The organism is Polynucleobacter difficilis, from assembly GCF_003065365.1.
Lineage (GTDB): Bacteria > Pseudomonadota > Gammaproteobacteria > Burkholderiales > Burkholderiaceae > Polynucleobacter > Polynucleobacter difficilis.
Window position 1 is genome coordinate 1,462,956 of record NZ_CP023276.1, and the last position, 16,589, is coordinate 1,479,544.

A 16,589-nucleotide genomic window follows, 5' to 3' on the forward strand; every position below is an offset into this window, starting at 1 on the left:
TTAGCCACAAGCCCGCCAATCCGGTGAATTGAACTGCTATTACGCTATTTCACATTGGGGCGGCGTTTATTCCCAGTTTTTTTGCCCTTTCCCCCTCTTGGATGCGGGGTACTGATCAAGCGTCTCACGCGAGCGCCCTTGCGATCGACTCGCGCGCGAAGTCGGCTCGCCTTGTACGCGTGAATTTGCTCTGGAGCCATTGCGGGTTTCGCGGTAAGCGCTAGGGGATTCAATGGTTAAGCCGTTATCAACCATCTTTTCAACTGACTTCATCCCGATGCCCCGTACCCGCTGCTGTAAGTCATTGGCATCGCGGTAGAAGCCGCCATCCTCTCGCTCTGAAATAATGGCACGCGCTTTTGAAGGGCCCAAGCCTTTGATGCTTTCAAGCTCAGACTGACTAGCACTATTGACATTCACAGGCGATGCGATTGCATCCGATAAACCCACACCAATAACAGGCACCAACAAGGACATCAACGCCACTTGAAATGCATATTGACGCACATACGAACGAAACTTTTGAATCATATCAACCCCTTTTGATCGTTAAAAAATCCTTGGGCTAAATGAATAGCGCGCAAGGACTTCTCATAACGGTCAAAAGATAGGGTGGTTGACTGAAACTGGACCCCTGACAGAGTGACTACGCTGAAATGCGTAATCACCTGCAGTGGATGTAAATCTAGATTACGCCTTTGTCTGCTTAGGCGCTTGGCTGACTCAGAAAATCAGCATTGGCAGAAAGCCAATCAATATATCGTCCAACACCCTGCTCTACATTGAGGAAGGCATCTGCATAGCCAGCTTGCCTGAGTTTGGTTTGGTCTGCTTGTGTAAAGCATTGGTATTTGCCACGCAAGGCATCCGGAAAGGGAATGTATTCAATCAAGCCTTGCTTGACCAATTCCGATAGGCTAGCTGGAGATTGCCCCGCAATGCGCCGCATCGAGTTGACAACGGTGTGCGCCACATCATTAAAGGGTTGGGCTTTACCGCTACCCAAATTAAAGATGCCGCTCTTTTCAGGGTGGTCATAAAAAAACAAATTGACCTTAACAACATCCTCAACGGACACAAAATCACGGCTCTGCTCACCTGCAGCATAGCCACCATATTCGCCAAAAAGCTTAACCACACCGTGGTTTTTAAACTGATGGTATTGGTGAAACGCAACCGATGCCATCCGACCCTTGTGTGACTCGCGCGGACCATACACATTGAAGTAGCGGAAGCCAACCACCTGGGCTGTATTTGCTTTCTCAGCAAAGCGCTTGCGCATCACTTGATCAAATAAAAATTTCGAGTAGCCATAAATATTGAGCGGCTTCTCATGCTCTCGGCTTTCGACAAAGGTGTCGGATCCGCCATAAGTGGCTGCGGAGGAGGCATATAAAAATGGCACACTTTCTTCGGTGCAAATATCCAGTAAATCCATGGAGTAGCGGTAGTTATTCGCCATCATGAAAATACCGTCGGTTTCCATCGTATCGGAGCACGCCCCTTCATGAAAAACCGCCTTGACTTTGCCAAGCCTTCCACTCGCAAAAGCCTCAAGGAACTCATCCTTATCCAAGTAATCAATGATGTCGAGGTCAGCTAAGTTGCGGTATTTATCCGCTGGGCGTAAATCATCTACCGCAATGATGTTTTTTTCACCTCTAGCATTGAGGGCTTGCACTAAATTGGCGCCGATAAATCCAGCGGCGCCTGTCACAATAATCGTCACTGCAATTCCTCCGAAGTTACGGTTGCGGTACCTAGCTTACCCACCACAATACCGCCGGCGCGATTGGCTAATGCCATAGCCCGGTCGAGCGGCCACTGCGCTGCAAGCGCAACCGCTAACGTTGCAATCACGGTATCACCCGCACCAGACACATCAAATACCTCTCGCGCCTGTGCACGCACATGCGAAACGCCTTGGTCTGTGAACAAGCTCATCCCCTCTTCCGAGCGGGTGAGCAGTAATGCCTGAATCCCAAGTGAATGCCTGAGGTCTTGCGCACGCTGTGTCAGGTCATCCTCGTCCGCCCATCGCCCTACTACCTGACGTAACTCACTGCGATTGGGGGTTATAACGGTTGCGCCACGGTATTTTTCGTAGTCCTCGCCCTTAGGGTCAACCAAGATAACTTTGTTTTGAGCCCGCGCGCATTCAATCATTGCGGCAACCTGACTCAAAGCTCCTTTACCGTAATCGGACAACACAAGTACATCCGCAGTGCCTAGCGCTTTTTCAAACCGCGCCAGCTTTTGCTCCAAGGCGGTTTGGCTGGGAGTCTCTTCAAAATCCAAACGGATCAATTGTTGTTGGCGTGCAATCACCCGCAACTTCACTGTAGTTGGAACCTTGGGATCGACTTCTAGCTGGCTATTGACGCCACTCTGCTTGAGCAATTCATGAATGCGATTACCTGCCTCATCCTCGCCCACAACGCCAAGGATCGTTGTATTGGCTCCAAGTGCGGCAACGTTGCGGGCCACATTGGCAGCGCCACCCAAGCGTTCATCGACTTTGGAAACTTGCACCACTGGAACCGGTGCCTCAGGGGAAATTCGATCCGAATCGCCAAACCAATAGCGATCAAGCATCACGTCGCCAACCACCAGTAAGTTGGTCTTAGCAAATTGCGCGCGGTTCGCTTTTTCTACGGTCATGATCGTGGTCAGTTGTGGCGGCCAATACCTTGGTATTCAAAACCCAATTCTTGCATAGCTTGGGGCTCATAGAGGTTTCGGCCATCAAAAATGATAGGGGATTTGAGTTTTTGCTTGAGTAAATCAAAATCAGGGCTACGGAATGCCTTCCACTCGGTAACGATGACTAAGGCATCGCAGCCATCCAAGGCCTCCATCGACTGATCGACCATCGAGACGCGCTTGCGCCCCTCTGGATTATTTGCAAAATCGACCTCAAAGCAATGGGCCGCTTCAGGCATAGAAACGGGATCATAAGCCACTACAGACGCGCCGCGCTTGACCAGCTCAGCAATGATGACGCGACTGGGGGCTTCACGCATATCGTCGGTGTTGGGCTTAAATGCTAAACCCCAAATGGCAAACTTCCTATTCTTTAGATCTGAACCAAAACGCTTCTCGATCTTTTCAACCAAGATGGTTTTCTGCGCTTCGTTTACGGCCTCAACCGCTTGTAATATTTTTAAGTCGCGCCCGTGCTCGAGTGCTGTTTTACTTAGTGCTGACACATCCTTCGGAAAGCAGGATCCGCCATAGCCGGTTCCGGAGTACAAAAAGCCATATCCAATTCGAGAATCCGAACCAATCCCTTGCCTTACTGCCTCAATATCGGCGCCGACCACATCTGCCAGATTAGCTAACTCATTCATAAAGGAAATGCGTGTTGCTAACATCGCATTTGCCGCGTACTTAGTCAGCTCTGCACTCTTTACGTCCATGTAATAGGTACGCTCATGGTGGCGATTAAATGGCGCATACAGTTTACGCATCTGCTCTCTTGCTCGCAATCCAGGCGGATTACTATCTGTCCCAATCACAATGCGATCAGGGCGCATAAAGTCCTCCACCGCAGCGCCCTCTTTCAAAAACTCCGGATTGGATACAACCGAACACAGCTCTGGCGACAGGCTGCGCTTATTTAATTCTTCAGCAATGGCTGCAGTCACCTTTTCAGCTGTGCCAACAGGAACCGTTGATTTATCGACCACCACTTTAGGCGTGGTCATGTGGCGCCCAATATTACGAGCAGCCGCAACCACATACTGCAAGTCGGCAGAGCCATCCTCATCAGGCGGTGTGCCCACGGCAATAAATTGAATATCACCATGCGCCACCGATGCGGCGATATCGGTCGAGAATTGCAAACGCCCTGCTGCGCGGTTGCGCTCAATCATTTCTTTAAGGCCGGGCTCATAAATAGGCACACCACCAGAATTTAGAATGGCGATTTTCTTGGGGTCTAAATCCAAGCAAAATATATCGTTGCCTTGCTCTGCTAAACAAGCGCCAGTGACTAAACCGACATATCCACTGCCAATGATGGTGACTTTCATAAGGTATCAACCGTTCTTAAAAAAATGATTTACATGGATGGGCCACTTGCTGCGGCCCCTTCGCTACGTCTTGGGGAGTATGCCTCCCAATGATTACATCCTGGACATTGCCAGTAAAAGCGCCTCGCTCTAAAGCCGCAGTTACCACAGGTATAGCGTGCCAATGCAGTCGTACGCTGCTTTAAAAGGCCCAAAGTCGCTTGTAAATCGGCAACGCGCTCAGGGCTGCCACTCACCTCAGCCAAGGCCAAGCGCGTTTCCGCCAACTTCGAGAGCGCTGTCAGGCTAGGCGTATGTTGCATCACCCCAACCAACATCACCTCGGCTGCAGCAGGCCCACGAATTAACATCATGTGCTTATGGACGATATCCAATAGCTCACCAGCCGATTGAGTGGTTAACAGGGCAATCAGGTGGTCTAGCCCGGCATTGGTTTTATCAACCGCGGCATGGGCTGCCATCCAGCGATCCGCCACCAAGTGCATGTAGGCAGGGTGTTTTTCTGCTACTTGACTCCACACCTCAATGGCTTGGCCTGGGCGATCCATCGCAACCAAATAGTCGCCCTGCAAAATCAATGCCCTGGCCTGCGCTGGGACCGCCTGCAAGGCCCGATCAATCGACTGTTCGGAGTCAAGCATGTCTTTGCGTCGCAAAGCCTCTTGCGCCAATTCACAATAAAACTGGGCAATCTCCGTTTGGTGACTCTTGTCTTGCAATGCCTCTAGTTCGGTGGCTGCAACGATGGCTTTTTTCCAATCGCGCTCCACTTGGTACATTTCTAAAAGACTCTCTTTGGCTGGAACGCTATATTTGCCTTCGCCCACTTGATTCAAGGAGGCTTCCGCACGGTCCAGTAAGCCTGCACGCAAAAAGTCACGGCCTAATTCATAGGCTGCATGGTCACGGTCACGGGGCTTCAGATCAGCACGGCCGGCCAAATGCTGATGAATACGGATCGCACGCTCGGTCTCGCCGCGGCGACGAAATAAATTTCCCAATGAAAAGTGAAGATCAACCGTTTCAGGGTCGAGCTGGGCCACCTTAACCAGCGCTTCAATCGCTTGATCCGGCTGCTCGTTTAATAAAAGACTGAGCCCCTTAAAAGTGGAGCGCTGCTGTAGCATGCGCTCGCGCTCGTCCATTCGACTCTCCAGCCGCAAATCCCAACGCGACGCGAGCCATCCCAGTCCAAACAGAACGGGGAGTAGCAATAGCCACGCGGTTTCAATTTGAATCATGGGGTTCGTTTACGTAAGGCAGTTTGGTATCAAACTAAGGTCGGTATTGACCTACAGGCTTTTGCTCGCAAGCGAGGCAAATTAGCCTTCCTTCTTGCCAGACTGAATCTGGTTGTGTGCCTGATTGAGGGGCTTATAGTCAACCCGCTCGCGCAACTCTTTGCCCGGCTTGAAATGCGGCACCCGCTTTTCTGGAATCATCACTTTTTCACCCGATTTCGGGTTACGGCCAGTTCGTGCTGGTCGGTGATGCAATACAAAACTACCAACACCGCGTAACTCAATGCGCTTGCCTTCAGCAAGTGCTTGCGTCATTGTGTCGAGCAATGTTTTGACTGCCAACTCAACGTCTCGTGGCAATAACTGCGGAAATTGCTCCGCTAAGCTCTCCACTAACTCAGAGCGTGTAATCGCTTGTTGATCGTGTTCTGTCATGGTCTATCAATGCAAACCGCCACCCCTGAAAACCAGGAGTGGCGATATTGATTTAGCCCTGATTATCCATTTTCGCTTTGAGTAAAGCGCCCAAATTGGTAGTGCCAGACTGCGCATCACCTTGGAGCTTGCTCATTGCGTCATGTTGATCAGCGCTGTCCTTAGCTTTGATCGAGAGGTTGATATTGCGTGACTTGCGATCAATATTAATGATCATGGCTGTCACGGTATCGCCTTCTTTCAAGACATTGCGTGCATCTTCAACGCGATCGGTTGAGATTTCAGAGGCGCGCAGATATGCCTCTACCTCATCAGCCAAGTGAATGGTTGCACCCTTCGCATCCACACTCTTCACTGTGCCGGTTACAAGGCTACCCTTGTCGCTAGTGGAGGTGTAGTTGTTGAATGGGTCACCAGACAATTGCTTGATACCAAGCGAGATGCGCTCTTTCTCAACATCAATGGCCAATACGGTGGCTTCGATTTCATCACCCTTCTTGTATTTCTTAACCGCTTCTTCACCTGGCTCATTCCATGAGAGGTCGGAGAGGTGAACGAGGCCATCAATGCCGCCAGGCAAGCCAATGAAAACACCAAAGTCAGTAATCGACTTGATTGCGCCTGTGAGCTTATCGCCCTTCTGCTGTCCACGCGAGAACTCTTCCCATGGATTGGCTTTGCATTGCTTGATACCAAGGCTAATGCGGCGCTTGTCTTCATCAATGTCGAGGACCATTACTTCAACTTCAGTGCCTAGGGCAACTGCTTTGCTTGGAGCAACGTTCTTATTAGTCCAGTCCATCTCGGATACGTGTACCAAGCCCTCAATGCCGCTTTCGATTTCAACGAATGCGCCGTAGTCAGTCAGGTTGGTTACTTTGCCGAATAAACGGGTGTTCGGTGGGTAGCGGCGTGCGATGCCAACCCATGGGTCGTCACCAAGCTGCTTCACACCAAGGGATACGCGGTTCTTCTCTTGATCAAACTTCAAAATCTTCGCGGTTACTTCTTGGCCAACCGTCAGCATCTCGCTGGGGTGACGTACACGACGCCATGCCAAGTCGGTGATGTGCAAGAGGCCATCGATACCACCGAGATCAACGAATGCACCGTAGTCGGTAATGTTCTTAACGAGGCCCTGAACAATGCTGCCCTCTTTGAGGTTCACCATTAACTTCGCGCGCTCTTCACCTTGGCTGGCTTCAACCACAGCACGGCGGGAAAGAACTACGTTATTGCGCTTACGATCGAGCTTGATGACCTTGAACTCCATGGTCTTGCCTTCGTATGGGCTGGTGTCTTTAATTGGACGGGTATCAACCAGCGAGCCAGGCAAGAATGCGCGGATGCCATTGACCATCACCGTTAAGCCGCCTTTGACTTTGCCAGTCACTGTACCGGTCACGATCTCAGCTTGCTCAAGGGCTTTTTCCAGATTCATCCACGATGCCAAGCGCTTCGCTTTGTCACGGGAGAGAATGGTATCGCCGTAGCCGTTTTCAAGGGCATCAATGGCAACAGAAACGAAATCGCCTGGATTGACTTCAATCTCACCGGCGTCGTTATGGAATTCTTCAACGGGAATAAACGCTTCGGACTTCAAGCCGGCGTTCACCACCACGAAATTATGATCAATGCGAAGGACTTCAGCCGAGATAACTTGGCCGGTCTTCATATTCGATCGGGTTAGGGATTCTTCAAATAATTCTGCAAAAGATTCAGACATGTATATTCACTTTGTGCCGCCAGAAGGCCTGACGGGTTAGATTAAACACGTTCGACGAAACACGCATGATTAGAAATTGCGTTGTAGCGTTTCGCGAACACCAATACAGCAACTGCGTACTACTTTTACGACTGGCTGGATACCGAAGACCGATACCAGCTTAATACCTGGCTTACTGCTTGATCAATCGATAACTCCGACGTATCGAGCACTATTGCCCCTTCAGCCACCATTAATGGTGCGCTCCCACGACTACTGTCCCGTGCATCGCGCGCCGTTAAATCCTGCAATAAGTCGGACATATTAGCAGAAATTCCCTTAGCGATCAATTGCTTATATCGCCGTTCTGCACGTGCAGCAACGCTAGCCGTGAGAAATACCTTCAGCCCAGCATCCGGGAAAATAACGCTCGCCATGTCCCTACCATCGGCTACTAGGCCTGGATTTTGGCGAAAACCGTGCTGTAAGCGTACCAATGCCTGGCGAACCTCGGGGTGAACGGCCAATTCAGAGGCCCTACGGCCGATCTTTTCCGCCCGAATGAGCTCAGAAACATCCTCATCCCCGAGCATAATCTGCCCGTCTTGAAAGGAAATTGGCATGGAGGCGGCTATTTTGCTTAAAAAAGAGGCATTTTCAGTGGAAACGCCCTCCCGCTCACTAGCCAAAGCCACTAGGCGATAGAGGGCGCCACTATCTAAATAATGAAATCCCAATGCTTTTGCCACCAAAGCCGCAACCGTGCCCTTGCCTGAGGCGGTAGGACCATCGATTGCAATGACGGGCGGCTTGCTGGACTCAGTCATGCGTTCTTAAGCAGAAATCCGAGCAATCTGCGCAAACTCAGCAAAGTAGTGCGGGAAGGTTTTAGCAACGCAATTGGGATCATTAATCAAGATCGGATTAGGGCCAAAAGCAGCTAAGGAAAAACACATGGCCATGCGGTGATCATCGTAGGTATCAATGCCATCGGCTGGGGTTTGCCACACCGGGGGTGGACGAATTACTAAATAGTCTGAGCCCGCTTCAATACTGGCGCCCACTTTTTGCAGCTCGGTTGCCATTGCCGCAATCCGGTCAGTCTCTTTGACGCGCCAACTTGCAATCCCATTTAAACGGGTCTCACCGGTCGCAAAAAGCGCAACGACTGCCAATGTCATCGCTGCATCGGGAATGGCTGTGCAATCGATAGTGATACCGCGCAAGGTTCCGCTCACTGGAATGGATGCCTCGATCCAATCATCGCCTTTGGTAATGGTCGCACCCATTTGCGCCAAAGCATCAGCAAAAGCAACATCACCCTGAATGCTATCGCGCCCAACACCCAAGACGCGAACAGGGCCTGCACCAATTGCTCCCGCGGCTAAGAAATAAGAGGCAGATGAAGCATCGCCCTCCACCAATAGGCTTTGAGGACTGCGATAGACAGACTCGCCCTTTTGCAATGCAGGCTGCGCTGGAATCACAAAGCTATGTGCGTCGGGGCTATCAACATGAACACCAAAACGTGCCATCAGTTTGAGTGTGATTTCAATGTAAGGTCTTGAAATCAATTCCCCAATGACTTCAATCCGAATCGCTTCTTTCGCAAGCAAAGGCAAGGCCATCAGCAGAGCCGTCAAAAATTGGCTCGATACATCACCTCGAATACGAACGACTTCTGGAATCGATATGGTCGATGCATGGATTTGAATGGGTGGATACCCCTCTTCTCCAAGATAACTGATCACGGCGCCGATTTGACGCAAACCATCGACCAAATCCCGAATGGGTCTTTCGTGCATGCGCGCTACACCCGATAGGCGGTAATCGCCTTGCTGCATCACTAGTGCAGCGGTCAGCGGACGAATCGCAGTACCGGCGTTGCCCATAAATAAATCCGCTTCGCGAATCGGAAAACGGCCGCCACTTCCCGTAACCAAGCAGGTGGTCTCATCCTGGTCTTCAACCGTTAAACCCAGCTGGCGCAGTGCAGCGCGCATGATTTGGGTATCGTCCGCGTCCAATAAATTACTGAGCGTGGTTTGACCAGAAGCAAGGGCAGCTAGCAACAAGCTGCGATTGGAAATACTCTTTGAGCCAGGTAGCGTTATTTGCCCATGCGCCCGCTTAAATGGGCCAATCGTAATTTGCTCTACTCGGCTGCCCTGCTGACTCATTTAGAGCCATCCCATTCTTGGCGCGCCTTGCTGGCTTTTGCAAATGCTTTTTCTAAACCAGCAGCATCTTCTTTTGCAATCAGTTCGCGCAAGTGTCCTGCTACCGATAAGTACTGATCCAGCTCTTTTAAAATTGCAGTGCGATTAGCTAGGCAAATATCACGCCACATCTCTGGGCTAGAAGCAGCAATGCGGGTGAAGTCCCGAAACCCTGCACCAGCATGCTGTAGCTTTTCTTGTGCGTCTTCTGAATTCAGAACGCTGACCATCAGCGCATACGAGAGTACATGTGGCAGGTGTGACACGGCCGCAAAAATCGCATCGTGCTGAACGGCGCCGATCTTGCGCACCCGAGCCCCGGTTGATTCCCAAAACTGGGTCATGAGTTCGACATCGACCTTGGCGTTTTCTTGCAGCTGGCAAATGATGGTTTGCTTACCATCAAATAAATCGGCCTTGGCTGCTGCAGCGCCATGCTGTGCACCGCCTGCAATCGGATGGGCCGGTACAAATTGACAGGCTTTTTTTCCTAACACTTTTTTGGCCGCCAGAATCACATCGCCCTTGGTGCTGCCCGCATCCGTCATCAAGGTATGTGGCTCTAAAAGAGGCTCGAGGACAGTAAATGTGGCGCGCATTTGTGCCACCGGCACGCAGAGCACAATCACCTGGGATTGCTTAGCGGCATCCTCCAGACTAATCACCGCATCGATTGCACCCATGGCAATGGCTTGATCCAAATTGGCTTTACTGCGGCCTACGCCGTATACGGCATCGACTACGCCTGCACGCTTTAGGGCAAGGCCGAGCGAGGCGCCAATGAGGCCAACACCCACAATAGTGACCTTACCAAAGTGGGTCGATTTAGATTGAGTCATGAATAAATAATGTACTTAATGTGTGCTTATTGTGAATGTGGTGCTTACTTAAAATTTAGGCCGACTTTAGAATCTCGCGCAAAGCGTGAATGAAGGCATCATTCTCTTCGGGCAGGCCAATCGAGATGCGCAGCCACTCCGGCAAGCCGTAATTACCAACGGGGCGAACGATGATGCCGCGCTTGAGTAGCTCTAAGTTGATGCGCGCACCCGCGCCGCTATCGTCACCCACCTTGACCAGCACAAAGTTGCCGGAAGATGGCAAGAATCGCAGTCCAAGCTCTTTAAATGCATCGGTTAATTGAATGTATCCGGCTTGATTTAATTCATAGCCAGCTTGTAAAAAAGCGTCGTCCTGAAAGGCAGCAATGGCTGCTGCCTGAGCAAGGCTATTGACATTAAACGGCTGCCGAATGCGATTGAGTAAATCGGTCAATCCAGGCTGAGCTACACCGTAACCAATCCGCAGACCTGCCAAACCGTAGGCCTTAGAAAAACTACGCGAGAGAATCATATTGGGATAGCGCTTGACCCAGGCAATTGCATCGTAGCGCTGCTCTGGCGTTAAATACTCGTTGTACGCCTCATCTAGCACCACAACCACATTGCTTGGTACTTGAGATAAAAACGCTTCGATTTCTTTAGGCTCTAAGTAGCTACCAGTAGGATTATTCGGGTTGGCCACAAACACGAGCTTGGCTTTATTACCGGCTTGCTTGATCGCTTCCAGCATCACCGGCAAATCATGGCCGAATTGCGGTGTTGGCGCTACCTCAACCGCCACAGCACCCACTACCTGAGTAGCAAGCGGATAAACCGCAAATGCATGCTTTGAAAAAATAATCTCATCGCCCGCTTGTGCAACGGCTCTAGCGGCCAACTCCAAAATATCATTACTACCGTTACCTAAGGTGATCCAGTCGGCAGGAACACCCAGGCGATCTGATAACACCTTCTTGAGTTCGAAGCCATTGGAATCCGGATAGCGGCCAAGGTCACTTGCAGCACGCAGCATTGCTTCTTGCGCTGACTTCGGCATACCGAGGGGGTTTTCATTCGAGGCAAGTTTCACAATCTTGCTCTCATCCAGGCCGTATTCGCGCGCTACTTCACTGATCGGCCTACCACCAACATAGGGTGCAATCGCTTGAATGTGTTTAAGACCGAGTGGCGTGCTCATCATTAACCCAATGCGCGTGGGTAGGAGCCCAGTTTTTTGTAAAAGGCAGCGGTGTCTTGCAGCTCCACCAATGCTTTAGCCACATTGACATCCTCTGCATGACCAGCAACATCAATATAGAAGTGGTATTCCCAGGTGCCTTTGCGCGCTGGGCGCGACTCAAAGCGCGTCATCGAAACACCATGCTTAGCCAAGGGCGCCAATAAAGAATAGACCGCACCTGGCTTATTCGCCACCGATAGGACCAGTGCAGTTTGATCATTGCCGGTGGGTTGGCATTGGTAATTTCCCACCACCACAAAACGCGTGCGATTGTGTGGGTCATCCTGAATCTGGCTAGCCACCGCTTGTAAACCATATGCCACTTGCGCTGGATCACCTGCAATAGCTGCAATCGAGGGATCGGCAGCCGCCATGCGGGCCGCTTCTGCATTACTGCTAACCGCTTGGCGCTGCAACTGCGGAGCATGCACGCTGAGCCACTGTTGGCATTGAGCCAAGGCCTGCGCATGTGCGCATACCGTTGTTACACCATCCAAGCTTCCTGATTTTGTTAACAGGTGATGGCGAATCGATAAAACCACTTCACCGCTAATGTGCAATGGGGAGTCGAGTAATAAATCGAGCGTGCGTGAGATCGCGCCCTCGCTGGAGTTTTCGACCGGCACAATACCAAATTGCGCAGCGCCTTTTTCCACCGATTTGAATACCTCATCTAAACTCGCGCACGGCAATCCGCTAATCGATTGGCCAAAATAGCTTTGTGCTGCTAATTCAGAAAAGGTGCCGACGGGCCCTAGATAAGCGATGGTTTGCCTAGCCTCTAAAGCGCGGCAAGCCGACATCACTTCCCGCCAAATGGCTGCAATGCCATCGTTTTGCAAAGGGCCTTGATTGAGTTTGATTAAATTGGCGACGACCTGACGCTCGCGCTCAGGACGAAAGACCGGCGATACAAAATCACCTTTGACATGGCCTACCTCTTGCGCCGCTTTTGCGCGCTTGGATAAGAGTTCCAGTATTTCGGCATCGAGGGCATCGATGCGCGCCCGCAAAGGAGCTAAACGCTGATCTTCGGTCGTCATTACGCTCGCCTTTCAAATTCACGCATAAATTCCACCAAGGCTTGAACGCCTTCGAGTGGCATCGCATTGTAAATACTCGCACGCATTCCGCCAGCCGCTTTATGACCGCGCAATGCAGCCAAGCCAGCACTACTGGATTGCGCTAAAAATGCCGCATTTAAACTTTCGTCTTTTAGGAAGAAGGTCACGTTGGTACGCGAACGGTAACGTGGATCCACCCGATTCTCATACAGCCCACTTTGATCAATGTAGTTGTAAAGCAAGGTCGATTTTTCAAGGTTGATGCGCTCCATCTCCGCAACCCCGCCTCGTTTTAATAGCCACTTAAATACCAACCCAGACAAATAGATGGCAAATGTGGGAGGCGTATTGAACATTGACTGCGTTGCCTCTTCTTTAGCCCAATCCCAAATCGATGGGGTGATTGCCATTTGATGGCCCATTAAATCCCTGCGCACAATCACGAAGGTAACGCCGGCGGGGCCAATGTTTTTTTGTGCCCCAGCAAACCAGACGCCGCATTGCGTCACATCCATTTTGCGCGACAAAATATTGCTGGAAATATCGGCTACTAAAACACGATCGCCAACATCGGGCACCTCTTGAAACTCGACACCGCCAATTGTTTCATTCGCGCAGTAATGCAAGTAGGCAGCATCATCCGATAAATGCCAAGTGTTGCTTGCTGGTATGGTCGTAAATTGCTGGTCTTTTGAACTGGCAACCAAATGGGCTTGTCCGTATTTTTGTGCCTCTAAGAATGATTTCTCCGACCAAATCCCAGTAACCAAAAAATCCGCTTTAGGTCCGTTTTTGGCGAGCGGCATCAAGTTCATCGGCACCGCGGCATTTTGACCAATGCCACCGCCTTGCAACATCAAAATCGCATAGCTATCGGGTATGCCCATGAGCACGCGCATATCGTGCAGGGCTTCCTCATAAAGGGCCATGAACTCAGGACCGCGATGACTAATCTCCATGACACTGCAACCCAAACCCCGCCAGTTGAGCATCTCTTCTGATGCCTGCTGAAGAACCTCGGCTGGCAAGGTGGCAGGGCCCGCTGCGAAATTAAAAATGCGGCGGTCGAAAGTCATAATGGAGTTAAGGGGTACAGGATCAAATAACTACATTACGCATCGGGTGTGGATTCACCACTAGCGGCATCAACCTCATCTTCAAGCCCATCCGTATCGTCATCGGAATCGCTCTCTGCAATCCGCTGCAATCCAGATAAACGGGTACCCTCGTCGACGCTAATTAAAGTAACGCCTTGTGTTGCTCGGCCCATCTCGCGAATCTCAGAAACCCGGGTGCGGACCAAGACTCCGCCCGTCGTAATCAACATAATTTGATCTTCTGGAGAGACAAGGGATGCGGCAACTACTTTTCCGTTACGCTCGCTCGTCTGGATTGCAATCATGCCTTTTGTACCGCGACCATGACGGGTGTATTCCGCAATCGGGGTACGCTTACCAAAACCATTTTCCGTGGCGGTTAATACGCTACTCGGAGCAGCCGCACCATCTTCTGCCGGCGCTGTGCCATCAGAAGCCTCTGCAGGAGCAACCAGCATCGCAATCACGTTTTGTGCAGTAGCTAAATTCATGCCGCGCACGCCACGCGCCGTTCTACCCATCGGACGCACATCGTTTTCATCAAAGCGCACTGCCTTACCTGCATCCGAGAACAACATCACATCGTGTTTGCCATCGGTAATCGCAGCCCCGACCAAGAAGTCGTTCTCATTCAAGTCAACCGCAATGATGCCGGCCTTCCGTGGATTAGAGAAATCCGAGAGGCGGGTCTTTTTGACGGTACCGAGGCTGGTTGCCATAAAGACATATTGATCGTCTTGGTAGCCTTTGATCGGCAAGATTACTGTGATTTTTTCACCGTCGATCAGCGGGAACATATTCACGATCGGCTTGCCGCGCGATGTACGACTGCCTTGCGGCACTTCCCAGACCTTAAGCCAATACATACGGCCACGATCGGAGAAGCACAAAATCGTGTCATGGGTGTTCGCCACAAACAGCGTATCAATCCAATCTTCATCCTTGGTTGCAGCGGCTTGCTTGCCACGACCACCACGCTTCTGCGCGCGGTATTCACTCAGAGGCTGGCTCTTCATATAGCCGGAGTGCGACAAGGTCACCACCATGTCTTGCGGCGTAATCAGATCTTCCGTAAAGAGTTCGGTGGCATTCATCTCAATAAATGAGCGGCGGCCGGTATCACCACCTTCTTTGCCGTAATCGGCTTGCACCTCTTTCAACTCTGACTCAATGACTTGCGTTACTCGCTCAGGCTTAGCAAGGAGGTCAAGTAAGTCTGAAATCTCATTCATGACTTCTTTGTATTCAGAAACAATCTTGTCTTGCTCAAGTCCAGTCAAGCGCTGCAAACGCATCTGCAGAATTTCTTGTGCCTGGCTATCGGAGAGGCGATAGAGGCCAGTTGCTTGCATGCCGTATTCAGGCAACAACCCTTCTGGACGATAGGCATTGCGCCCGCCCGGCGTATCGGTCTCGGCGCGCGCCAACATTTCACGCACCATGGATGAGTCCCAAGACTTGCCCATCAACTCTTGTTTTGCAACCACTGGATTGGCAGCTGCCTTGATGATGGCAATGAACTCATCAATGTTGGCCAGCGCAACAGCTAGGCCTTCTAATACGTGACCGCGGTCACGGGCTTTGCGTAATTCAAAAATAGTGCGGCGTGTGACGACTTCGCGGCGATGCTGCAAGAAATACTCCAGCATCTGCTTGAGGTTCAAGAGGCGCGGCTGATTGTCTACCAGCGCCACCATATTCATACCAAAGTTGTCTTGAAGCTGAGTGCTCTTGTACAGATTATTCAGCACCACCTCAGGCACTTCACCGCGCTTGAGCTCGATGACGACGCGCATTCCAGATTTATCGGACTCATCCCGCAAATCAGAAATACCTTCGATCTTTTTCTCGTTCACCAGCTCGGCAATGCGCTCAAGCAGGTTTTTCTTATTCACCTGGTACGGCAACTCATCGACGATGATGGACTGGCGTGAGCCTTTATCCAAATCCTCAAAATGCGTCTTGGCTCGCATGACCACGCGACCACGGCCAGTGCGATAGCCTTCGCGCACCCCTTGTACGCCATAAATGATTCCGGCAGTTGGGAAATCCGGTGCCGGAATAATCTCAATTAACTCATCAATCGTGCATTCTGGATTGTGCAGAACATGCAGACAGGCCAACACCACCTCATCAAGATTATGCGGAGGAATATTAGTGGCCATGCCCACCGCGATGCCGGATGAGCCATTAATCAGCAAATTCGGCACTTTGGCCGGGAGAATTAAGGGTTCCTTTTCGCTGCCGTCGTAGTTCGGCCCAAAATCCACGGTTTCCTTGTCCAAATCGGCCAAAAGATCGTGGGCAATTTTGCGTAGACGAATTTCCGTGTACCGCATAGCCGCCGCGTTATCGCCGTCAACCGAGCCAAAGTTACCCTGTCCGTCCACTAACATATAGCGCAAAGAGAAGTCCTGGGCCATCCGGACAATGGTGTCATATACCGCCGAATCCCCGTGGGGATGGTATTTACCGATAACATCGCCAACTATACGGGCAGATTTTTTGTAAGGCCGGTTCCAATCGTTGTTTAATTCATACATCGCGAAAAGAACCCGCCTGTGGACCGGCTTTAGGCCATCGCGCACGTCTGGTAGGGCTCTGCCGACGATAACGCTCATGGCGTAGTCCAAATAGGACCGCCGCATTTCGTCTTCGAGGGATATTGGTAGTGTTTCTTTAGCGGCTTGTTCCATCTCGAAATAATATCATTTTGATGGCAGACAAGCCCTG

General features: G+C 51.0%; 13 protein-coding genes and 1 pseudogene. All 14 read right to left on the bottom strand.

Features of this window, described 5'->3' with window-relative positions; all coding sequences use genetic code 11:
- Window positions 1–66 precede the first annotated feature (66 nt).
- Window positions 67–531: a ComEA family DNA-binding protein gene (locus AOC34_RS07450; protein ID WP_234408072.1), complete on the bottom strand. Its 465-nt coding sequence runs from the start codon at window positions 529–531 to the stop codon at window positions 67–69.
- A 175-nt stretch (window positions 532–706) separates the two neighbouring features.
- Window positions 707–1,729 carry an ADP-glyceromanno-heptose 6-epimerase gene (gene rfaD / locus AOC34_RS07455; protein WP_108469475.1) on the bottom strand — a complete coding sequence of 341 codons (1,023 nt, stop codon included), beginning with the start codon at window positions 1,727–1,729 and terminating at the stop codon, window positions 707–709.
- Complete coding sequence (gene rfaE1 / locus AOC34_RS07460) at window positions 1,726–2,661, bottom strand: D-glycero-beta-D-manno-heptose-7-phosphate kinase (protein ID WP_108469476.1); 936 nt, start codon at window positions 2,659–2,661, stop codon at window positions 1,726–1,728. Before rfaE1 ends, rfaD begins: the two co-directional genes overlap by 4 nt.
- 8 nt (window positions 2,662–2,669) lie before the next feature.
- Window positions 2,670–4,034: a UDP-glucose dehydrogenase family protein gene (locus tag AOC34_RS07465; RefSeq protein WP_108469477.1), complete on the bottom strand. Its 1,365-nt coding sequence runs from the start codon at window positions 4,032–4,034 to the stop codon at window positions 2,670–2,672.
- 29 nt (window positions 4,035–4,063) lie between these two features.
- Entirely contained in the window at window positions 4,064–5,275 is a 1,212-nt protein-coding gene (lapB, locus tag AOC34_RS07470; RefSeq protein ID WP_108469478.1) for a lipopolysaccharide assembly protein LapB, read from the bottom strand.
- Window positions 5,276–5,413: 138 nt separating this feature from the next.
- Window positions 5,414–5,710, bottom strand: a pseudogene (locus AOC34_RS07475) (integration host factor subunit beta); the annotation flags it as partial.
- A 52-nt stretch (window positions 5,711–5,762) separates the two neighbouring features.
- Entirely contained in the window at window positions 5,763–7,436 is a 1,674-nt protein-coding gene (gene rpsA / locus AOC34_RS07480; RefSeq protein WP_108469480.1) for a 30S ribosomal protein S1, read from the bottom strand.
- A gap of 125 nt (window positions 7,437–7,561) precedes the next feature.
- On the bottom strand, window positions 7,562–8,242 hold the full coding sequence (cmk, locus tag AOC34_RS10295) for a (d)CMP kinase (RefSeq protein ID WP_108469481.1): 681 nt from the start codon (window positions 8,240–8,242) through the stop codon (window positions 7,562–7,564).
- A gap of 6 nt (window positions 8,243–8,248) precedes the next feature.
- On the bottom strand, window positions 8,249–9,595 hold the full coding sequence (aroA, locus tag AOC34_RS07490; RefSeq protein WP_108469482.1) for a 3-phosphoshikimate 1-carboxyvinyltransferase: 1,347 nt from the start codon (window positions 9,593–9,595) through the stop codon (window positions 8,249–8,251).
- Window positions 9,592–10,473: a prephenate dehydrogenase gene (locus AOC34_RS07495; protein ID WP_108469483.1), complete on the bottom strand. Its 882-nt coding sequence runs from the start codon at window positions 10,471–10,473 to the stop codon at window positions 9,592–9,594. Before AOC34_RS07495 ends, aroA begins: the two co-directional genes overlap by 4 nt.
- Before the next feature lie 55 nt (window positions 10,474–10,528).
- Window positions 10,529–11,653, bottom strand: a complete 1,125-nt coding sequence (gene hisC, locus AOC34_RS07500) for a histidinol-phosphate transaminase (protein WP_108470110.1) — start codon at window positions 11,651–11,653, stop codon at window positions 10,529–10,531.
- Window positions 11,654–11,655: 2 nt separating this feature from the next.
- The gene (pheA, locus tag AOC34_RS07505; RefSeq protein ID WP_108469484.1) at window positions 11,656–12,738 is read right to left on the bottom strand and encodes a prephenate dehydratase; all 1,083 of its coding nucleotides are present in this window, start codon (window positions 12,736–12,738) and stop codon (window positions 11,656–11,658) included.
- On the bottom strand, window positions 12,738–13,835 hold the full coding sequence (gene serC, locus AOC34_RS07510) for a 3-phosphoserine/phosphohydroxythreonine transaminase (protein ID WP_108469485.1): 1,098 nt from the start codon (window positions 13,833–13,835) through the stop codon (window positions 12,738–12,740). Before serC ends, pheA begins: the two co-directional genes overlap by 1 nt.
- Window positions 13,836–13,870: 35 nt before the next feature.
- Complete coding sequence (gene gyrA / locus AOC34_RS07515; RefSeq protein WP_108469486.1) at window positions 13,871–16,552, bottom strand: DNA gyrase subunit A; 2,682 nt, start codon at window positions 16,550–16,552, stop codon at window positions 13,871–13,873.
- Between the last annotated feature and the right edge of the window lie 37 nt (window positions 16,553–16,589).